13 protein-coding genes are annotated in these 20,849 nt (G+C 70.4%); 6 read left to right on the top strand and 7 right to left on the bottom strand.

The features are described 5' to 3' along the window. Nucleotides 1–9: 9 nt before the first annotated feature. From NQO67_RS06890 to sthA, 5 genes are all read right to left on the bottom strand, one after another. Complete coding sequence (locus tag NQO67_RS06890) at nt 10–1,401, bottom strand: family 43 glycosylhydrolase (protein ID WP_255948026.1); 1,392 nt, start codon at nt 1,399–1,401, stop codon at nt 10–12. Nucleotides 1,402–1,586: 185 nt separating this feature from the next. Beyond that, nucleotides 1,587–2,666, bottom strand: coding sequence for a sensor histidine kinase (locus NQO67_RS06885; RefSeq protein WP_255948024.1), 1,080 nt, complete (start codon nt 2,664–2,666; stop codon nt 1,587–1,589). Then, nucleotides 2,659–3,354: a response regulator transcription factor gene (locus NQO67_RS06880; protein WP_255948022.1), complete on the bottom strand. Its 696-nt coding sequence runs from the start codon at nt 3,352–3,354 to the stop codon at nt 2,659–2,661. Before NQO67_RS06880 ends, NQO67_RS06885 begins: the two co-directional genes overlap by 8 nt. Nucleotides 3,355–3,422: 68 nt before the next feature. Then, a complete protein-coding gene (locus NQO67_RS06875) occupies nt 3,423–4,127 on the bottom strand; it encodes a VanZ family protein (protein ID WP_255948020.1) in 705 nt (234 codons plus the stop codon). A 432-nt stretch (nt 4,128–4,559) separates the two neighbouring features. Further along, nucleotides 4,560–5,966: a Si-specific NAD(P)(+) transhydrogenase gene (gene sthA, locus NQO67_RS06870; protein ID WP_255948018.1), complete on the bottom strand. Its 1,407-nt coding sequence runs from the start codon at nt 5,964–5,966 to the stop codon at nt 4,560–4,562. A gap of 235 nt (nt 5,967–6,201) precedes the next feature. Here sthA and NQO67_RS06865 point away from each other — a divergent pair, with 235 nt between their 5' ends. Further along, nucleotides 6,202–6,732, top strand: a complete 531-nt coding sequence (locus NQO67_RS06865) for a hypothetical protein (RefSeq protein WP_255948017.1) — start codon at nt 6,202–6,204, stop codon at nt 6,730–6,732. A 10-nt stretch (nt 6,733–6,742) separates the two neighbouring features. Here the strand turns inward: NQO67_RS06865 and NQO67_RS06860 are convergent, their stop codons facing one another. After that, entirely contained in the window at nt 6,743–7,675 is a 933-nt protein-coding gene (locus NQO67_RS06860; protein ID WP_255948015.1) for a DUF4231 domain-containing protein, read from the bottom strand. Nucleotides 7,676–8,165: 490 nt separating this feature from the next. On the opposite strand from NQO67_RS06860, the gene NQO67_RS06855 reads away from it, so the two are divergent. The 4 genes from NQO67_RS06855 to fxsT are packed head-to-tail and all read left to right on the top strand — an operon-like array spanning nt 8,166 to nt 16,687. Continuing rightward, nucleotides 8,166–10,439, top strand: coding sequence for an FxsB family cyclophane-forming radical SAM/SPASM peptide maturase (locus tag NQO67_RS06855; RefSeq protein WP_255948013.1), 2,274 nt, complete (start codon nt 8,166–8,168; stop codon nt 10,437–10,439). A gap of 6 nt (nt 10,440–10,445) precedes the next feature. Beyond that, the gene (locus NQO67_RS06850; RefSeq protein WP_255948011.1) at nt 10,446–11,327 is read left to right on the top strand and encodes an AAC(3) family N-acetyltransferase; all 882 of its coding nucleotides are present in this window, start codon (nt 10,446–10,448) and stop codon (nt 11,325–11,327) included. A 48-nt stretch (nt 11,328–11,375) separates the two neighbouring features. Continuing rightward, nucleotides 11,376–12,683, top strand: coding sequence for a TIR-like protein FxsC (locus NQO67_RS06845; RefSeq protein ID WP_255948009.1), 1,308 nt, complete (start codon nt 11,376–11,378; stop codon nt 12,681–12,683). Continuing rightward, nucleotides 12,680–16,687, top strand: a complete 4,008-nt coding sequence (fxsT, locus tag NQO67_RS06840) for an FxSxx-COOH system tetratricopeptide repeat protein (protein ID WP_255948007.1) — start codon at nt 12,680–12,682, stop codon at nt 16,685–16,687. Before NQO67_RS06845 ends, fxsT begins: the two co-directional genes overlap by 4 nt. On the opposite strand, the gene NQO67_RS06835 is transcribed toward fxsT, so the two are convergent. Further along, nucleotides 16,654–17,574, bottom strand: a complete 921-nt coding sequence (locus NQO67_RS06835) for an alpha/beta fold hydrolase (RefSeq protein WP_255947996.1) — start codon at nt 17,572–17,574, stop codon at nt 16,654–16,656. The two genes, fxsT and NQO67_RS06835, sit on opposite strands and share 34 nt — an antisense overlap. 293 nt (nt 17,575–17,867) lie before the next feature. Between NQO67_RS06835 and NQO67_RS06830 the strand changes: the two genes are divergently transcribed. Continuing rightward, the gene (locus tag NQO67_RS06830; protein WP_255947994.1) at nt 17,868–20,804 is read left to right on the top strand and encodes a tetratricopeptide repeat protein; all 2,937 of its coding nucleotides are present in this window, start codon (nt 17,868–17,870) and stop codon (nt 20,802–20,804) included. The last annotated feature ends 45 nt before the right edge of the window (nt 20,805–20,849 follow it).

Here is a 20,849-nt window from a genome sequence, read left to right as displayed (position 1 = left end):
GCAGGGCCTTCACCCGCTGATGGCGCGGCTCTGGCCCTGGCGCTGGACGTACAGCCGGTCGCCCTGCGGGCCGGTCCACTCCAGGCGGACGACACCGGGTACCGCGGCGTCGGCGATGCGTGCCGGGTCCGCCCAGTAGCCGAAGTTCGGGTTGCGGAAGAAGGTCGCCCACAGCTGGCCGCCGACGTCCGTGAAGACGTTGTTGTGGCCGGCGCCCACGCCCAGGGTCCAGCGGCGGGAGTACGGGCCCTCGAAGTGGTCGGCGACGGCGGCGACCGTGTCGTAGTGGTACTGCGTCCGGCCGGGGGCGGCCGTGTCGTAGGCGTGGCGGGTGCTGCCGTCGGCGTCCGTCGAGGTGCGGTCCCACGCGGCGTGCAGCAGGAAGTACCTGCCGCCGTGCTGGAAGACGTACGCGCCTTCCAGGTAGGGCTCGGGGGTGTAGGGCTGCTGCTGGAACGCCGGCAGGTGCGTCGTCGGGACGATGTCCTCCATGTCGTCCCGGAAGCGGGCGTACAGGTTGTTGTGCAGCACCAGCCAGGCGTCGTCGCCCTCGGTGTACATGCTGCCGTCGATGTGGAAACGCGCCCCAGGACCGGCGGGCGGCGCGTCGGGGAGCGCGTCGCCGAAAGGCTTGTCGACATTGCCCTCGACGAGCCGGTACGGTCCCTCGACACCGCCCTCGCTCGCCAGCAGGAACGAGCCGACCTTGTGCGCGTGATCACCCATGCACGCGACGATGTACCAGGTGTCCCGGAAGTAGTGCACCTCCGGCGCCCAGACGTTGCCGCGCTTGCCGAACCGGTCGTCGTACCAGTACTCCTGCCACGGAGCGACGACCGTGCGCCCTGGCCGGTTCTCGCCGGCGAACTCCGGCGACCAGACCTTGCCCTTCTCGGCGCCTGGCCGGATGCCGGTCGTGTCGGCCAGCTGCCACGGGCCGCGCAGCGAGCTCGCCGTCCAGATGAAGATCCCGTCGTTCCAGGGGCCGGCCGTGTCGAGGCCGGGTACGCGGGTGGTGCCGGTGGCGACGTAGAGCGGGCGGCGGCCCGCGACCTTGAAGCAGTTGACGTAGGTGTCGCGCATCCAGACCCGGCCGAGCTCCTCGTCGCGCGGGCGCAGCTCGAGCGGGAGGACGAAGGAGTTGTCCTGCCGCGGCCACAGATCCATGCGGGTGTCCGCGAGACCGTATGGCTCCAGGTCGGGCCAGTTCGACGGGTATCGCCCCCGCACCGCGCCGCCGGTGCTGTCCGTGCCGCCCGCGGGGACCGCTGCCGCGGCCCGCGCTGCCGCGCCCAGCGATCCGGCCGCACCGGCGAGGCCGGCCACACCGGCCGTCCTGGCCACCCGGGCCAGCAGCGCCCGTCGGCCGATGGGCGACCCGTTCTGAGGACCGCTGCTCATCAGTTCCACTCTCCTTCATCCTCCTGGACATCGGCGCGCGCAGCAGCCTGAACAGCAGGTTTCCATGTCCACGTCAAAGATCTACGGCGTCTTCGGACGGCACTGAGCCCAGCATGCGAATCCGCTCCGATTTTCGTCAACAGGTCGGAGAATTAATCCGGGCCGGCCCGCCCGACCAAAATCGGCTACGGAGTACCGGGCAGCCGGACCGTGACGCGGAGACCGCCCGCGGGCCGGGGGACCAGGTCGAGGGTCCCGTCGTGGGCCCGGACGATGCTGTGCACGATGGCCAGGCCGAGGCCGACGCCGGCGTGCTCGTCGGTGCGTACGCGTTCCGTTGCGCGCTGGAAGGGTTCGGTGAGGGTCGGTATCAGTTCCTCGGGGATCCGGCGACCCGTGTTCTCGACCCGCAGCACGCTCGTGTCGGCGTGTGCCTCGGCGTGGACCGTCACGGTGCCGCCGGTGGGGAGGTTGTGGACGATGGCGTTCTGGACGAGGTTCGTCACCATCCGCAGCAGGAGCTCCGCGGAGCCGTCGGTCCGGGCCACCCCGTCGGTGACGTCGAGCGTGATCCGGCGCTGCTCGGCGAGGGGAAGCAGCGTTTCGGCAGCCTCTTCGACGAGGAGGGAGAGGTCGACCCGGCTGCGGGTGAAGTTTCCACGGTCGCCGCGGCTGAGCAGCAGGAGGGCCTCGGTGAGGTCGATCGCCCGGGTGTTGACGGCGTGCAGGCGCTCGATGAGTTCACCCCGGTCCCGCGTGGGGTCCTTGCGGGCGACGTCGAGGAGCGTCCGCGAGATCGCCAGCGGGGTGCGCAGTTCGTGGGAGGCGTTCGCGGCGAACCTCCGTTGCTCGGCGACGTGGGACTCGAGCTGCTCCAGCATGGCGTCGAACGCGTCGGAGAGCTCACGGAACTCGTCCTGGCGGCCCTTCATGCGGATCCGGTGGGCCAGCGACCCGGTCCCGGCCCTCCGTGCCGCGTCCCTGATCTGTGTGAGGGGCGCGAGCATCCGGCCGGCGAGGACCCATCCCCCGACGAGGCCGAACATGAGCAAGAAGAGCATCGCCACGGCCGCGGCGGGGGCGAAGGTGTGCACGAGGAGATAGCGGTTCGGCGAGATCCCGAGCAGTCCCCTGGGGTTGTCGGGCACGTAGCGCAGCAGGAACACCCACACCACTCCCAGCAGGAGAGCGCCGGCGATGAGGAGGAATCCCGCATAGCTCAGGGTGAGTTTCAGCCGGGCGCTGAGCCCCGGGGGTCTACGCATGCGTACGGCCGGGGGCGAGGGCGTCCCCACCGGTGTCGATCCGGTAGCCGACGCCGGGCACCGTGACGATGATCCATGGCTCGCCGAGCCGCTTGCGCAGCGCGGACACGGTGATGCGCACGGCGTTGGTGAGGGGGTCGGCGTTCTCGTCCCAGGCCCGTTCCAGCAGCTCTTCGGCGCTGACGACACCGCCCTCGGCGGCGACGAGGACTTCCAGCACGGCGAACTGCTTGCGGGTGAGCGCGACGTAGCGTCCGTCGCGGAAGACCTCCCGGCGGAACGGGTCGAGCCGCACGCCCGCGATCTCGTGGACCGGCGGCCGGGCGTACCCGCGTCTGCGGTCGAGCGCCCTCAGCCGCAGGACGAGCTCCCGCAGCTCGAACGGTTTGGTGAGGTAGTCGTCGGCGCCGAGCTCGAACCCGGAGGCCTTGTCGTCGATCCGGTCGGCAGCGGTGAGCATGAGGATCGGCATGCCGCTGCCGGAGGCGACGATGCGCCGGGCGACCTCGTCGCCGGAGGGGCCCGGGATGTCGCGGTCGAGGATCGCGAGATCGTAGGAGTTGACGCCGAGCAGTTCCAGGGCGGAGTCGCCGTCGCCGGCGATGTCGGCGGCGATCGCCTCGAGACGCAGACCGTCACGGACGGCTTCGGCCAGATAGGGCTCGTCCTCCACGATCAGTACGCGCATGTCCCCAGCCTAGGCAGCACGACGTATCGCCGACGTATGCAAGGACCCGTGCACGCCCGGCACGCGACTCAGCCTGCCGGTGCCGGCGCGGGGCGAGCCCGGTCCGACGGTGCATCCGCCGCAGGGCGCCACCAGCGGCGCGACGCCAGCGCGGCCAGCGCGGCGCCGGCGGCGTTGACCAGGACGTCGTCCACGGAGGACACCCGGTCGAGACGCAGGACGTACTGCGCGGTCTCGACCAGGGTCGAGCAGCCCGCGCCCAGCGCCAGGATCCGCGGCACGGACGCCAGCGCCGCGCACCGCATCGGGGCGAAGAACCCCAGCGATGCGAAGACCAGCAGGTTGCCGACGATCCCGAGCGGCCCCATCGTGACCAGGTCCCGCAGCGGTATCAGGCTCACTCGCTCGGGGACGGTGCCGGCCCCGGCGCCCGGCATCATGGTCAGCCACAGGAACGGCACCGTCCCGTGCACCATGCCGACCTCGGCCAGTGACGTCCGCCACGCCGACGGGCCGTCGGCGGTACGCCGGCAGCGCGCCAGGACCCACACCACCAGCGCGGCCAACGGAAGCGTGACCAACGTGACGAGCACCACACCGTTGAACGTGTCGAAGCAGCCGTGCCACCGCCCGGCCATGCACATCGGAGCGGCCATCATGAGGGGCCCTCGCACGACGAACGCGGCGCTCGCCATGCCGAGGACCGCCAGGCTGAGGAGCACGATCCCGCGCGTGCGGCGGGGCGGAGCTGCCAGGGATGCGTTGTGGTTCACACCTCCATGGGAAACGGTGGGCTGTTGCGGTGGCGTATGCGGTTTTCGATACGCCCGCGATACACCGGGCCCGGCAGCACGGAAACCGGAGCAAGCCGTCAGTGAGGCGGTCCCGCCGTCGTCGAACGTGCCAGGCGGTTGCTGCACGGCTCGTGCGTGAACCGATGGGCGACCGGGGCATGAAGGGGCGGATCCGGGCGCGGGGGAGATCCGGGCGCCGCGTCATCGGATCGTGCTGCCGGAACGGCGCCGTCGCTCGGGCGGAACGGCGGCGCCGTCGCTCGGGCGGAACGATGGCGAGAGGTCTCTGGGACGGTGCTCGCCGACATCGGGACCGGCGCCCGGACATCCCCTTGCCGGACGGTGCCGGACGTTCCCGGACAGGGAAGCCCAACGCTCCTGGCCTGGCTCGGTACTCGTCGGCTTCAGGCCCTATGCGTCTCCAAGCCTGTCGATCTGCCGGATCTTGTTGGTCGCGTCCAGCGCGGCGACCTTGTAGGACTCCGCGAGCGTCGGGTAGTTGAACACCGCGTCGACCAGGTAGTCGACGGTGCCGCCACAGCCCATCACGGTCTGCCCGATGTGGATCAGCTCGGTGGCCCCGGTGCCGAAGCAGTGCACGCCGAGCAGCTTGCGGTCGTCCGGGGAGACCAGCAGCTTGAGCATGCCGTGCGAGTCGCCGAGGATCTGGCCCCGGGCCAGTTCGCGGTAGCGCGAGATGCCCACCTCGAACGGCACGCTGTCCTGGGTGAGCTGGTCCTCGGTCCGCCCGACGAAGCTGATTTCCGGGATGGTGTAGATGCCGATCGGCTGGAGGCTGTGCATCTGGCCCACCGGCTCCCCACAGGCGTGGTACGCGGCCGCGCGCCCCTGCTCCATCGACGTGGCGGCCAGCGCCGGGAAGCCGATGACGTCGCCGACCGCGTAGATGTGCGGCACCTCGGTGCGGTAGTGCTCGTCGACCGTGATCCGGCCGCGCCGGTCGGCTGACAGACCCGCCTTGCCGAGGTCGAGTCCGTCCGTGACGCCCTGCCGGCCGGCCGAGTACATCACGGCGTCGGCGGGGATCTTCTTACCGCTCTCCAGGACGGTGAGGGTGCCACGGGGGTGGCGCTCGACCGCGCTGACGGTCTCCCCGAAGCGGAAGGTGACGGCCAGGTCCCGCAGGTGGTACCTGAGCGCCTCGATCACCTCGACGTCGCACATGTCGAGCATCCCGGGCCGCTTGTCCACCACCGTGATCTTGCTGCCGAGAGCGGCGAACATGGAGGCGTACTCCATGCCGATCACACCGGCCCCGACGATGACCATGGAACGCGGCACACGCTCCAGACTCAGGACGTTGTCCGAGTCCATGATCGTCTGCCCGTCGAACTCGACACGGTCGGGCCGGGCAGGGCGGGTACCCGTGGCGATGACGATGTGCTCGGCACTCAGGAGCCGTTCCTCGCCGCCCGGTTCACACAGGGCGAGGGTGTGGGCGTCCACGAAGCGCGCCGTTCCGGTGCAGAGGGCGACGTGGTTGCGGGACAACTGGTTGCGGACGACATCGACCTCACGGTTGACCACGTGCTCCGTACGTGCCGTGAGGTCGCCCACCGTGATGTCCTCTTTGAGGCGGTAGCTCTGGCCGTACAGATCCCGCTGGCTGAGGCCGGTGAGGTACAGCACGGCCTCGCGCAGTGTCTTGGAGGGGATGGTCCCGGTATGGAGCGACACCCCGCCGACCATGTCGGGGCGGTCGATGACGGCGACCCGGCGGCCGAGCTTGGCCGCGGCGATCGCTGCCTTCTGGCCGCCCGGGCCGGATCCGATGACGAGCACGTCGAAGTCTGGCACCCGACAGAGTCTGTCAGCTCAGGGGCGTCTTTCGAAAGGTGAACCGCCCCAACGACTGTGCCGGGGGCAGGTTGTTGCACGAACGGGCCCATCCGTGTCCGGCATCGCTCGCCGGGCAGGACCGGCCCCGACGATTTGTAGACTGGGCGTGTTCAGCCGCTCCTCACAGCTCGCGTCGGGCTGGGCATGAGGACGTGCCCAGCGGCACTCTGCCGCCCTGCGATCGAGGCCACACATGAAGAGCGAGGATCAGTTACCGCCTGCCACCAGAGTCGGCATCACCGGCCACCGGACCATCCCGGCAGCCGCCTTCCCCCACGTCCGTGCCGGACTGATCGCCGCCTTGACGGTGGCCGGACGCCCGGCCGGTGCGCACCGCCGACCGCTGGAGGCACTGAGCAGCCTGGCGATCGGCGCCGACCAGATGTTCGCCGAGATCGCCCTTGCCCACGGCGCCCGGCTCACCGCGGTCCTCCCCTCCGCCGACTACGAGCGAACCTTCGCCACCGACGAACGCGTCCTCTTCCGCAAGCTGTTGGACCGGACACACCGCCAAGTCGTACTGGATTACGCCGAGGCGTGCGATGAGGCCTACTACGAGGCCGGCACCTACATCGCCGACCACAGTGACCTCGTACTCGCCGTCTGGGACGGCCACCCGGCCCGTGGACGCGGCGGTACCGGCGAGATCGTCGGCTACGCCCGGCGCCGCGGCACGCCGGTCTCGGTGATCTGGCGGGCGGGGGTCGAGCGCGATCCTCCGTGACCGGGGCGCCTCACTCGCCGTGCCGGGTCAGCCAGGCGGTCCGCTCCGGAGAGATCGCCTCTTCCGCGTTCTCCACGTCGGCCGCCCACCGGGACTCCGCCGTCTGTCTGCGCAAGGTGACCTCCATGGCACTCAGCTCCTGGGCCACCCGGGCGTGGGCGGTGATCAGCGGGCTGTACTGGCGCACCTCGCTCCAGGCCACGGCGGACGCGGCGATGGACGAGGCGAGCCCGGCCAGGTCCAGCTCGGAGCCCCATCCGAAGATCCTGGCCGCCGCGGCGGCGAGGGCGATGGCCGTGCTCAGCGTGGACAGTGTCTGCCACCAGGCCAGGGAGCGACGTGACTCCCCGGACCTGCGGCGATACCAGTTCCGCTGCTCCATCAGCCGATCGCGCACGTAGACCTCGCGGCGGACGGCCAGCGGCTTGCCGCGCAGGGCCCGCATCGCAGGAGTGATCAGGTCGCGCGCCGGATCCGGGGCGGTCTCGGCAACCGGAGCCTGCCAGCCCGCCGCCCTCAACTGCTCCAAGCTCTTGGACAGCCGGAAGACGAAGACACCCTCAGGGTCCACCACCTCGGGGCCGAACGGCGCCCCACGCACGGCGTACCGCCAGCACTGCGAACGCAGCAGCTCGGCGGCCGTCCGATGCAGCTGCCACTTCGCCCGATGGTGGTAGCGGGTGGCCTGCCAGGAATACCACAACGCCCCCACATACCCGGCCGCGCTGGCCAGAGCGAGAAGATCCACACTGCCCACCGGTAATCGCCACGGAAGGGCCGAGCAGGTGGCAGCGAGCAACAGCATCGCCAGCTGCCGCCGTATCCACTTCAGCGTGTCCTTCTGCCTGCTCACCGCGGCACGGTCCGTGAGCTGGAACAGGCCGGGGAGGTCCGCGTACCGGAATTCGGTACTCGAGGGCTCATCACCCGGATGGTCTCTCATGCACGACTCCGTCCCCCCGGCCCCCCGAACGGAGGACGCCGTCGCGATCCCTCACCCGAACCTGCGCAGAAACGCGTTGGACCTGCGGAAATGAGCTGTCGTCAAGACGCCGCCGCAGAGCTGTGGCTCGGGTGGGTGCATTTGCTGGGTTGCGCCCAGGATAAACTTTTGGAGCGCTTTCAGGAACTAGCCAGGAACAAGCGCAGCTGACACCGAACGGCGCTAGGATCATGGCACCAGCCGACGCGTTCGATCTTCGCCGAGATGCGGGGCCCGGACGACCGCGTCACTCCATCTCCCGAGGACTTACATGAAGGCTACCGCGGACGCAAGACGCTCCGAGACTGCTGGGCACTCCCCTGATCGCGAGTTCTCCACCACTGCACAGCACGGCCGGGTGTTGGCCAGAAGCCTGCAACGAGTCGAAGCAGCCGTGCATGGCCGAAACACCAGGGTCACCACGTTCAACTCAGCCCTTTAGTATCAACAGGTGGCTCCACTGCTGGTCCCGTTCCGCCAGTTCGTCCTGAAGGTCCACAGCAGGTGTGACCTTGCTTGTAGGTACTGCTATGTCTACGAGCACGCCGACCAGAGTTGGAGCCGGCGGCCCAAGGTGATCTCCGAGGAGACCGTCGCCTGGGTGGCCACGCGACTCGGCGAGCACGCCAAGGCCCATGCCCTTTCCTCCATGCACGTCATCCTGCATGGAGGGGAGCCGCTGCTCGCCGGTCCAGCCAGACTGCGCAAGATTTGCGCAACTTTGCGCGATGCGCTGACGCCGATGACCGACCTCGATGTGCGCATTCACACAAACGGCGTCCAGTTAAGCGAGCGTTATCTCGACGTTTTCGCCGAGTTCGGCGTCAAAGTGGGTGTCTCCCTCGACGGCGACCGCATCGCCAATGACCGGCACCGCCGCTATGCCGACGGCCGCAGCAGCCATCAACGCGTGCTCAACGCCGTGAATTTGCTCCGTAGCGACCGCTACCGCCATCTCTATGCGGGTCTGTTGTGCACCATCGATCTTGCCAATGACCCGATCGCCGTCTACGACGCGCTGACCGACCTCACACCATCCCGGATCGACTTCCTGCTTCCGCACGCCACCTGGGACGAGCCACCGGTCCGCCCGGACGGCCACCCGACCGCCTACGCGAAGTGGCTGCTGAGAATCTTCGACCGCTGGGACGCCACCGGCCGACCGATGCGGGTACGGCTCTTCGACTCTGTGATCAGTACCTGTCACGGTGGGCCGAGCCTCACCGAGTCGATGGGGGTCGGCCCGTCCGACCTCGTGGTGATCGAAACCGACGGCACGCTGGAGCAGGCCGACTCACTGAAGATCGCCTACGACGGCGCCCCCGAGACCGGATACGACGTCTTCTCTCACAGCCTGGACACCGTGGCGGGCCATCCCGGAGTGATGGCCCGGCAGCAAGGGGTGGCAGGCCTCAGCGCCGAGTGCCGCGCCTGTCCCGTCGTCCGCTCATGCGGCGGCGGTCTCTACGCCCACCGTTACCGCGGCGAGAACGGCTTCGACAACCCTTCGGTGTACTGCGCCGACCTCAAGGAGCTGGTGACCGGCGTGGCGTCGCGGCTCGCAGCAGAGCCGGTCATCGTGGACGGCGCCCCCGAGAGCGTCGCCGGAGTGGACAGGCTGGCCAGCGGGAGCGGGGACCGAGAAGCACTTCTGGAGCTCGCCGCGGCCCAACGGCTGGTGACGCGGGAATGGCTGGCGATGATCGAGGAGCGGACCGGCGGGGGCGATGAACGGTCCGAGGCCACCTGGCAGTTGCTGGCGCGGCTGGCAGAGCACCCGGACGCCATGGACCTGCTGCTCGCCCATCCGTATCTACGCAGTTGGGCCGCTGACCTCCTGGTCACCGCCTCCGACCCCGGCGACCTTCCGCCGATATCCCCGCTCACCGCGATGGCCGCCTCGGCCGCCCTGCGCGCCGGGATCACCGATCCGGTTCCGGTCCCGGCGGAGCGCGACGGCACGGTGTTCCTGCCCGCGCTCGGGCGGGTCCGCATGGCGCCGGCCGGCATGCGGTGGGCCGAGGCCGTGCCGGACGGCGACGGTATCGTCGTACGGCTCGCCGGCGACACGGCACGCATCGTCCCCGGCGCGGCTCCAGACGCCCGGTGGCAACCCCTCGGGTGGTTCACCGACAGGGTCGCGCTGGACGACCTCGACCCGTACCGCGACCACTACACCCGTCCGGCCCGGCCACGACTGCCGCCACGGGAAGCCGGCCGGTTGCGGGAAACGGCGGACGAAGCGTGGCGGTTGCTCCGCGACACGGTGCCGCAGCGCCTGCCCGGACTCACCGCCCTGCTCACCACGGTCACCCCGCTCGCCGGAACACCGGACGACACCGCCGACGTCCGCCTCGCCGGTGGGATCCGCGGAATGGGCGCCGTCGGCCTGACGCCCACCGGCGATCCCGTCGCGCTCGCTCGGGAACTGCTGCACGGCCATCAACTCGCCACCCTCGACGCGCTCGTGGAACAGATCCAGCTCTACGACGAGGCCGACCCCAGGTCGTTCCCGGCGCCGTGGGCCGCGAGCCCGCTGCTGGCCGGAGAGTTGCTGGCACAGGCCTATGCGCGCTCCGCGACGCCGGCGCTCGCCGCCGACCCGGTCGAACACGCCGAGGAGACGGTTCGGGCGCTGGACATGCTGGCGGATGCCGAGGTGCTCACACGGGTGGGCGAGGAGTTCGTGGCGGGAATCCGAGCGGCCCTCCCGGCGGAGGGATGACGCCCCGTGGAGCCCGCCCCAGCCACCCGGGCCTCGCTCGCCGACGATCTCGCGGAACTCGGCGTACGGCCGGGAGGGGTCGTCCTGGTGCACGCCCGGATGGGCACCGTAGGCCCCATCCGGCAACGGCCCGGGGAGTACACCCGTGACCCGGCGGCCGAGCCGCTCCTCGGGGCGCTCCAGGACGTGCTCGGACGGCGCGGGACGGTGGTCGTTCCCTCGTTCACCGAGGGGAACTCCACGACCTCCCGGGTCCACCGCCGTCGCACCGAGGGGATGACAGCGGACCAGCGCGCGGCGTTCCGCTCTCGGATGCCGGCGTTCGAACTCGACCACACCCCGTCCGACGGCATGGGCAGGTTCGCCGAAACGGTACGCCGGGCGCCGGGTGCACGGCGCAGCAGCCATCCCCAGACCTCGTTCGTGGCACTGGGCAGCCAGGCCGCGAAGGCGGTGTCCTGCCACGACGAGAAGTGCCATCTGGGTGAGGAGTCCCCGCTGCGCTGGCTGTACGAGAATGACGCCCGCATTCTGCTCATCGGCGTTGGATACCAGGTCTGCAGCGCGTTCCATTTAGCCGAGTATCGAGTCCCGAATCCGCCTCGTCGTGACTACGCATGCGTCGTGGTGCAGAAGGGAAGACCAGCGTGGATCACATACGAGGACGTCGATCTCGATGACACGGACTTCGCGGATCTCGGGACGGACTTCGAGAAGAATGATCTCGACCGGTGCAGTCCTCGCGTTCTCCGGGGATTGGTGGGTGGCGCGGAGACACGTTCCCTCGTCATGAGTGCTGCGGTGGACTTCGCCGTCACCTGGCTGTCCGAAAAACGTACTGCACACCGTGCTTCCGGCCTGAATTCCTGCTCTCGTTGTTCCACATGAGAGGCATAGTTTCCTACACTGTCCCACCCGGTGGCAGATGGGGGATGCGTGCTCACATCGGAGAAGCGGCAGGGGGGCGAGAGCAACCCGTTTTTCTTCCTGAGCTACGCCCACACCCCGAGCCAGGATGCGAGCGTCGCCGATCCCAATCTGTGGGTGGAACGCCTCTACCGAGACCTCTGCGACCACATCCTCTCCCTCACCGACCTTCCCCACTCCGGGGTCGGCTTCATGGACCGCGACATAAGGACCGGAGAAGGATGGTCGGACCGGCTGGCCCACGCCCTCGCCACCTGCCGGGTCTTCGTCCCCCTCACGTCACCGCGTTACTTCGGCAGCCTGCACTGCGGCAAGGAGTGGTTCGCCTTCCAGCAGCGTGCCATCCAGCAGCAGGCGCGCATCGGCCGGCCCGTGCAGGCGATCGTCCCGGCCTTATGGGTCCCGGTACCACCCCAGTCGACTCCGAGCGCGGCCGAGCAACTCCAGTTCAACCATGCGGCCTTCGGGACCAGGTACACCACCGACGGGCTGTACGGGCTGATCAAGCTCAGCAGGCTGCGGGAGGAGTACGAGGTGGCCGTCTACGAGCTGGCCAGGCACATCGTCAAGGTGGCGGAGATCTCGGACGTCGACCCGGGACAGCCGGTCGACTACCGGCGGATACCGAGCGCTTTCGGAACGCCGCGTGGCACCCGCAACCTGCGCATCACGGTGGCCGCCGCCTCACGCCACCACCTGCCGCCGGGCCGCAGCACGCAGTTCTACGGGGACCGGGCCATCGACTGGAACCCCTTCTATCCACTCTCCCGACGTCCGCTCGCCGCGGTTGCGGCCGAGATCGCCGGGAGCTTCGACTACCACTCGACCCTCGTCTCGTCCGATGACGAGCCCGACCCGCTGGAGCCCGCGGATCCGGTCGACGGACCCGAGATCGTGCTTGTCGACCGGTGGGCGGTGGCCGATCCGAAACAGCGGGAGTGGCTCGGCCGGCTCGATGCGGCGGACCGGCCGTGGACGGGTGTCGTGGTGCCGTGGAACCGCGAGGACGCGGAGGGCCGCGACCACGAGGAGGAACTGGTGACCGCCCTCAACGAGACCATGCCCCGCAAGACCACGCAGGGCTCGGTCGTCTGCCGGCGTGCGGTGCACGGGGTCCTCAGCCTGGAGTCGCTCTCCGACGTCCTGCCGGACGTCGTCGAGCACGTGGCCTCCCAGTTCCTCAAACGCGCGCCCGCCTACCCGCCGGAAGGGCCTCGCAGGGAGCGCTTCCGGCTCTACCCGCCCGGCGAGACGGGCTCCACCGCATCGCCCGAGGACCGCCATCCTCGCCCAGACCAGAGGGAGGATCCGCAATGACCGACGACCGCGGTGGAACCATCGTCACCTTCTACTCGTACAAGGGCGGCACCGGCCGCACGATGGCGCTCGCCAACGTCGCCTGGATCCTGGCCGCCGGCGGCAAGCGCGTCCTCACCGTCGACTGGGACCTGGAGGCGCCCGGCCTGCATCGCTTCTTCCACCCGTTCCTGGACCCGTCCACCCTGGCGGCGACGACCGGGGTCGTCGAGCTGATCAGGGACTTCGCGGAAGCCGCGGTCACCCCCGGCAAGCGGGACCCGGACGCCTGGCACTTGCAGTACGCCCGCATCACCCCGCACGCGGTCTCCCTGAACTGGACGTTTCCCGGCGACGGCACGCTCGACTTCGTCTCGGCCGGACGGCAGGACCGCACGTACTCCGCCGCGGTCAGCAGCTTCGACTGGGACAACTTCTTCGACCGGCTCGGCGGTGGCCAGTTCTTCGACGCCCTGCGCGAGGACATGAAGCGCCACTACGACTACGTGTTGATCGACAGCCGTACCGGCATCAGCGATGTCGCCGACATCTGCACCGTGCTGCTGCCGGACGTCCTGGTGGACTGCTTCACCCTCAGCGGCCAGAGCGTCGACGGATCCGCGAGCGTCGCCCGCGACATCAACGAACGCTTCCGGGAGCGCCAGATCCGTATTCTCCCGGTCCCCATGCGGATCGACGAGGGCGAGAAGGAGAAGGCCGACACGGGCCGCTCGCTGGCAAGGGCGATCTTCGACCGGCTCCCCAACGGCATGTCCGACGACGAGCTCAACGCGTACTGGGGCTCGGTGGAGGTGCCCTACCGTTCGTACTACAACTACGAGGAGACGCTGGCCACCTTCGGCGACGAGACCGGTCTTGCCAACTCGCTGCTCTCCGCCTTCGAGCGGCTCACCGCGGTCATCAGCGAGTCGACGGTGACCTCGCTGCCGCCGATGGCGGAGAACGTCCGTCTCCACTACCGCGACCGCTTCAGCCGCCGCTACCGGCCCACGGCGACGACGAACGTCCGTCTGAGCTTCGTGCCCGAGGACCGTATGTGGGCCGACTGGATAGCGGCCCTGCTCACCGACGCCGGGTTCCGGGTGCTGCCCGCCGACGCGGCGAGCGACGGGCAGGCGGCGCCGGGCGGGCGGGAGAACGGGGAGGCGGCGCCGGGCGGGCGGGAGACCGGCGCGGTCGGGGAGGCCCCGGCCCACACCATGGCCCTGCTCTCCGCCGCCTACCTGCGGTCCACCAAGGCGCGCAGCGTGTGGGAGCAGGCCGTCGCCGCGGACCCGTCGGGCACGAAGCGGCTCCTCATCCCGGTCCGGGTCGGCGAGGTGCGGGTGACCGCTCCCTTCGTCGAACGGACACCGGTGGACCTGGTCCAGCGCGACGAGAGCTACGCCGGCTCGGCGCTGCTGCGCGCCCTGGGGCGACCGGGCCGCCCGCCGTCGCGTGGCGAGGAGACGAGCGTCCTGCCGCGGTTCCCCGGTACCACGCCCCGGGTGTGGAACGTCCCGATCCGCAACCCGATCTTCACCGGGCGCAGCCTGCTGATGGAGCACATCCGGGAGGAGCTCGGCGCCGGCATGACGATAGTCCTGCCGAGGCCGCAGACGCTCTACGGCCTCGGCGGTGTCGGCAAGACGCAGATGGCCCTGGAGTACGCGCACCGCTTCATGGGCGATTACGACATCGTCTGGTGGATCTCCGCCGAGCAGCGCGAACTCGTCGCCACCTCCCTGGCGGAACTCGGCGAACGGCTCGGCCTGCCGATGCCCGAGGACATGGCGGAGGCGGCCCATGACGCCCTCGACCACCTGCGGCAGATCGGCGCCACCGAGCGCTGGCTGCTCATCTTCGACAATGCCGACGACCCCGAGGCCATCCAGCCCTTTCTGCCCGGTGGCCAGGGCCACGTCCTTCTGACCTCGCGCAACCAGAACTGGTCCCACCTCGGCCACCCCCTGGAGGTGGACGTGTTCAACCGTGAGGAGAGCGTCGAGCATCTGCTGCGCCGGGTGCCCACGATCGACCCACGGGACGCCGACGCCGTGGCCGCGGCCCTCGGTGATCTGCCGCTCGCCGTCGAACAGGCGGGAGCCTGGCTGGCGGAGACCGCCACCGCAGTCTCCGACTACCTCACGGAACTGGCCGCCCAGGACACCCGGGTCCTGGCGCTCAACCCGCCGCCCGGCTATCCGCAACCGGTCGCCGCAACCTGGAACATCTCGCTGACCCGGCTGCGCGAGCGCTCGCCGGCCGCCGTCCGGCTGCTCCAGCTCTGCGCCTTCTTCGCGCCCGAGCCGATCTCCGGGAACCTGCTCTACAGCAACCGGATGCTCGAGTCCCTGATGCCGTACGACGAGAGCCTCCAGGACCGGCTGAACCTCGGGCGACTCATCCAGGAGCTGAGCCGCTTCGCGCTGGCCAAGGTCGACCCGGCGACCCGCAGCATCCAGATCCACCGGCTCGTCCAGTCGGTCATCCGCTCCGAGATGACCACCGAGGAGCGCGTGGCAGCCGAGCACGCGGTCCACCGCATCCTGGTGGGTGCCCGGCCGGTCCAGGGCGACACCGACGACCCGGAGAACTGGGAGCGGTTCGCCGAGATCTGGCCCCATCTGGAGGCGTCCCGGGCGAGCCGGTGCGACGAGCCGGACACCCGCCAGCTGCTCATCGACCGGGTGCGTTATCTCTGGAAGCGCGGTGACCTCGACGCGGCCGACGCCCTGGGAGAGCGGCTCGTCGAGGTGTGGAGCCGGCGCGACATGTCCCTCGAATCCCCGTTACGACGGCGGCACTTCGAACGCCAGGACCGCTTCCTTGACTTCCACCTCGCCAACATCCTGCGTTCCAGGGGGAAGTACGTCGAGGCGCGCGAGAAGAACACCCGAATCCTGGCGTGGCAGCGGGCCAACCTCGACCGGCCCGGCATACCCGACCGGCACACGCTCATGACCGCCAGCGGACTCGCCACCGACCTCGGAACGCTCGGCCAGTTCGACGAGGCCCTGGAGATGGCACGCGAGGCGTACGCCGGCTTCACCGAGCTGCTCGGCGCCGACCATCCCCGCACCCTTGCCGCGGCCAACAACCTCAGCGTCTGCCTGCGCCTGGTCGGCGACTACTACGAGGCACGCGACATCGACCAGGACACCCTGGACCGGCGCCGCGTCGTGCTCGGCCCGGAACACCCGTACACGCTCTTCTCCGCGGGCAACCTCGCCCGGGACCTGCGCGACTCGGGCGACTACGGGGCGTCGGCGACGCTGCTGACCGCCACGTACGCGTCGTGCAAGCGGGTCGTCGGCCGGATGGCGCCGGAGACCTTGCGGACGGCGAAGAGCCTGGCGGTCTCACTGCGCCGTGCCGGACACGTGCAGGACGCCCGGCGCCTCACCCAGCGCACCCGGGACTGCTACCGCGAGCGGTACCCGTACGAGACCCCGGAGAGCCTCGCCTGCATGCTCAACCTGGCGACCGATCTGTACGTGACCGACGAGCGTACGGCCGCGCTCGAACTGGAACGCGAGGTCGTCGCCAAGTACGGCGAGTCGCTGGGCGAGCGCCACCCCTCCACCCTTGTCGCCGTCAACAACCTCGGTATCCACCTGCGCGGCGTCGGCGAGCGGGACCGTGCGCGGTCCGTGCTGGAGGGTGTGCTGGAGCGGATGCGCCAGGAGCTTCCCGACCAGCACCCCAATACGCTGTGGTGCATGGCCAACCTCGCCGGAACCCTGCGGGAGATGGGCGAGCACGAGGCATCCCGGGACCTTCAGCAAGCTGCCCTCGCCGGGTTCCGGGTCAGGTTCGGGGAGCAGCATCCGGACACGGTCCTGTGCGAGGCCGATCTGGCCCTCGCGCTCGCCGGGTCGAAAGGGTCGGAGGAGTCGAGCCAGCTGGGTATGGCGGCCCGGGAGACGCTGACCCGGCTGCTCGGCCCGGACCACCCGCAGACGGTGACGGCCCTCAATCGCGAGCACGTCTACCGGGACCTCGAACCCTCCGCGGCGGCGTGATCTTCGGTTGACCGCGCCCACCAGCCGGTGAGCAGCCACGTCAGGATGTCGGGCAGGACGCGAAACGCGGTGAAGTGGGCCGCTTGGAGTTGCCAGACCGCGATCGCCCCGGGGATGCGGTCGGCCAGCCAGCGCGAGTGGCCCACCGGTGAGAAGACGTCCTCGGTGCCGTGCCAGATCATCACCGGCACCTGGATGTCGGCCGGGTCGAAGCCCCACGGGGAGCTGAACGCGAGCACGTCGTCGTACCAGCCGTCTGACGAGGTGCGTATCGCCTCCTGGAAGTTGCGCGCGAGTAGCGAGCGCATCCCGGCGTCCGAGACAACGACCCGGTCAGGACCGGTCAGCTCTCGGCGCAGTTCGGCCAGGAGCCGCATCGGATCGTCCCGGATCTTTGCGGAACGCGACTCCAGGCTGGCGGCGAGCTTCTCCGGGCCGGTGGTCGCAGCGGTGTACTCAGCGATGTTGGACGCTGCCATGCCGGCGAACCAGTCGAGCCCGTCGGCACTCCGTGGCGCCAGGCTCACCAGCACCGCCGCCCGGGTCACCCGCTCCGCCAGCAGCGCTGCGCAGGCGAGTGCGTGCGGCCCGCCTCCGGAGCGTCCGACCACGCCGAAGCGTTCCACACCGAGCGCGTCCGCGATCGCTGTCACGTCCTGCGCCACGTCGGCGACGCTGCGGTCCGGTAATCGATCCGAACCGCCGTAACCGGGCCGGTCGTACGAGATGAGCCGTACGCCCTGGTGGTAGAGCATCACCCCACGCGGGGACGGGCCGAGCCGGCTCCCCGGTGTCCCGTGCAGCAGGAACACCGGCTTTCCTCTCGGATTCCCGCTCGTCTCCACCGTCAAAAGCCGCCCGTCCGGCGCACGTACTCCTCCGCGCACCAGCGCCTCCCCCTGCCGCACCCAGGACGGACAGCCGGGCCGCCACCGGGCCATGACCACACTCTTTCGCACACCATCGCACAAAGCGCGTGCCAACACCATGACGCCCATGTGCATGTATCGATAGAAATGATGAACAGTCGGTGTGGGGACGGGCCCTGGCCAGGCCGTGGTGCCCACGCGGCACGGTGTCGACGTCCACCGGCACCCGATCGCCCCCGCACCCCCGCTGTCGGCCCCGCCGCCTACGCTCTGCGCAGCAGGCAACCGGAGCGGATCACGAAGGTGCGGGCATGGTGGACGGTGCGTCAGGGGTGGACGGTGGCTACGAAGCGCACCGGGAGGCGTTCGCGGTGTTCGCCGAGCGGATGCGGAAGGGCGACTGCCGGGCGGCCCTGACTGCCGCGCACGCCGTCCACGAGCAGGTGCTCGCCGCCGGGCATCCGGAGTTGCGCGGCGTGGCGCTGAACTGCGTCGGACTGGCCCGGTTCGAGCTTGGCGAGTTCGCTCACGCGGTGGAGTCGCACCAGCGCGCCAAGGACCTGAGCCTGCGGTCCGACGTGCGCGGGTTCGCCGTGCTGCGGGCCAGCCTCGCCAGGATCGCGGCCGGCGAGTCCGTCGCTTGTCCGCAGGTCTGGGAGGCCGACTCCGCGCCCGGCCAACTGGCCGCGCTCGCCCGCAGCGAGCACCCGCAGCTGGCTCCGGCAGCCGGTGTCGAGCTCGGCCGGCTGCTCCGCGGCGAGCGGCACTTCCTGGCGGCGATCCGCGCCTACCGGGCCGTGGTCGACTCCGGTCACCCCTGGTTCCGGCCGCTGGCCGCCGAGCCGCTGGCCGAGCTGCTGCGCGAGGCCGGCGACGACGACGGCGCCGCCCTAGTCCTCGACCACGCCGGCACCGAGGCCGACGCGCCCGACCTGGTCGATCTGGCGCTGGCCCCGCTGGACGACCTCCAGGCGCCGTCCTCCTGGCTGGTCCCGGTCCGGCCGGGTCTCGACCACTACCGCGCCGGCGACCTGTCCGCCGCCCGCGCCGAGCTGCGCGCCGCCGCCGCCGGCGACTGGCGACCCGCCGCGCACCAGGCCAGCACCGTGCTCGCCGGCATCGAACTGCGGCACGGTGATCCCACCGCCGCGCGCCAGCTCCTGAGCGACCTCGCCGGGACCGCCGACTTCACCCACGGCCCGCGCGCGGCCGTGGCCCTGGCCGTCCTGGCCGCCGCCGAGGCCCTGCCCCCGGACACCACCGTGCCCGCCGACCCGGTCACCACCCTCGCCCGCTACCTGACCCGTGACCAGGACGCACTCCCCGACCTGGAGGCACTGGCCCAGGGGCGACACCCGTTGACCGGGGTGTTCACGGCCCTGCTCGGCGACCTGCTCGACGACGGCGGTGCCGGGTCGGAAGCGGCCCACCGGCAGGTCAGGGCGGCCCGGTCCGAGGACAGGCTGGCGGCCGGCTACACCGCCTACCTGGCGGCCACCAACCTGACGACGTGGGACGACACCGAAGACGTCGTGGACGCGCTCGCCGAAGCCTTTGCATCCGCGTCCGCCGTGCAGCCCTGGGTCGCCATCCGGCTCGGCGAGGCGAACCTAGCCGACGGCTACCGGAGCGGTGACAGCCAGTCCTGCTTCCAGGGCCTGCTCGAAACCGGCCACCGGGCGCTCATGGCCCGCGCCGCGGTCGGGCTGTTCCACTCGTCGCCGGCGGACAGCTGGCAGTCGGAGGAGCGGTACGAGCTGGCGACGGAGTTGCTGGCCGGCGACCTGCCCGCCGAGGCGGTTCCGCCGCTGGCCTGGCTTGCGGCCGAGAATCTGATCAGCTACGAGGACGACCTGGACGGTGGAAAGGACGCGCTGGAGCGGATTCCCGAGTCCGATCCCCAGTTCGGTGCTCCGGCACTGGCCGTGCGTCTGCTGCTGGACGAGGACGTCGACGGCATGCGGTCGGTGTTCGAGCGGCTGGCCCGGTGGGACGACCAATCGTTGGAGATGGCCTCCGAGTGCTGCATGTCGGTGCTCTGGAAGCTGCCCGACGGGTCCGCCGTCACCCGGTCGGCCCTGCGTGTACTGGCCGACTTCGGCGACCAGAGCGCGTCCCTGGCCTACAAGGTGTGGGAGCGGTTGGCCACGGTCTGCCGGATCCAGCACGACCTGGACGGCGAACTGGCCGCCACGGAAGCTTTGCACCTGCGCCGCAGCAACGGCCACCCGGGCGGCGGGGTACTGGAGGTCGCCCGCCGCCACTACCTCGCCGGCGACCTCGACCAGGCCGTCGAGCTGTACCGGCGGGTCGCCACCCCGGAGTTCCCGGCGGCGCGTGGCAAGGCGGCCGTCGACCTCGGTGTGCTGTTCCGGCACCAGGGCCGGCACGAGGAGGCCCAGGAGTTGTCGGCGGCCGACGTCCATCCGGAGCACTGCTTCAAGCTGGGCACCGATCTGGAAGGGGCGGGGCGGATCGCGGAGGCCATCCTCGCCTGGGAGCTGATCGCCGACACCGACGACGTCACCTGGGCGGTCCGCGCCAACTACCACCTGGGCGAGGCGCATGCGGGCCGAGGCGAGACGGACGCGGCGATCGCGGCGTACCGGCGGGCGGCTGCGACCCGGGACTCCTTCTTCTGCGGCATGGCCTGGCACGAACTCGGCTGCCTGTACCAGGACCAGGGGAACCTCGAGTTGGCCAAGGAAGCGCAACAGCGCGGTGCCGACGTGGGTGCCGGACTGGATGACGACAGCGGCGAAACGGTCGTCGGTGTGTGTCACCTGCGGTTGGCCCAGCTGGCGACGCTGTCCGGCGACGCCGACGAAGCCCGGCGCCGCTACCTGGACATGGTCGACAACGGCGATCGGGGTACGGGCGCGATGGGGGCGATGATGCTGGGCGGCGCCGCCAAGGACCGCCGGGACGTGGCCGAGGCGCGACGCTGGTACCAGTGGGTGATCGACTCCGGTGACCTGTTCCAGCGGGAGCTCGCGCTGGCCCACCTCGGCGAGCTGTACTACTGGGTCGGCGACCGGGACCGGTCACGGGAGTTCTACCGGCGCACCCTCGACTCCACCAGGAGCAATCCGGACCTGGTCGCCGAGGCCGCCTACCGGCTCGGGGAGATGGCCAGCCAGGACGGCGACACCGACCAGGCCGTGCGGTACCTGGAGCGGGCACGGGACACCGGGGACGCCACCTTCGGTCCCCAGGCCAGCGAGCTGCTGGGCCGCCTGACCGGATGACGGCCGCCTGACCGGATGATGCCGGTCGTCCCGCCCGTCGCGGTG

This window comes from Streptomyces odontomachi (genome assembly GCF_024435355.1).
Classification (GTDB): Bacteria; Actinomycetota; Actinomycetes; order Streptomycetales; family Streptomycetaceae; genus Streptomyces; species Streptomyces odontomachi.
The sequence above is the reverse complement of the archived record's forward strand: the minus strand, read 5'-3'. Positions and strand labels throughout refer to the sequence as shown.

Coding starts and splice junctions, on each gene's coding strand:
- NQO67_RS06860 (WP_255948015.1), bottom strand. CDS start 7,675: ATGAGAGACCATCCGGGTGATGAGCCCTCGAGTACCGAATTCCGGTAC.
- NQO67_RS06880 (WP_255948022.1), bottom strand. CDS start 3,354: ATGCGCGTACTGATCGTGGAGGACGAGCCCTATCTGGCCGAAGCCGTC.
- NQO67_RS06890 (WP_255948026.1), bottom strand. CDS start 1,401: ATGAGCAGCGGTCCTCAGAACGGGTCGCCCATCGGCCGACGGGCGCTG.
- NQO67_RS06830 (WP_255947994.1), top strand. CDS start 17,868: ATGGTGGACGGTGCGTCAGGGGTGGACGGTGGCTACGAAGCGCACCGG.
- fxsT (WP_255948007.1), top strand. CDS start 12,680: ATGACCGACGACCGCGGTGGAACCATCGTCACCTTCTACTCGTACAAG.
- NQO67_RS06885 (WP_255948024.1), bottom strand. CDS start 2,666: ATGCGTAGACCCCCGGGGCTCAGCGCCCGGCTGAAACTCACCCTGAGC.
- NQO67_RS06865 (WP_255948017.1), top strand. CDS start 6,202: ATGAAGAGCGAGGATCAGTTACCGCCTGCCACCAGAGTCGGCATCACC.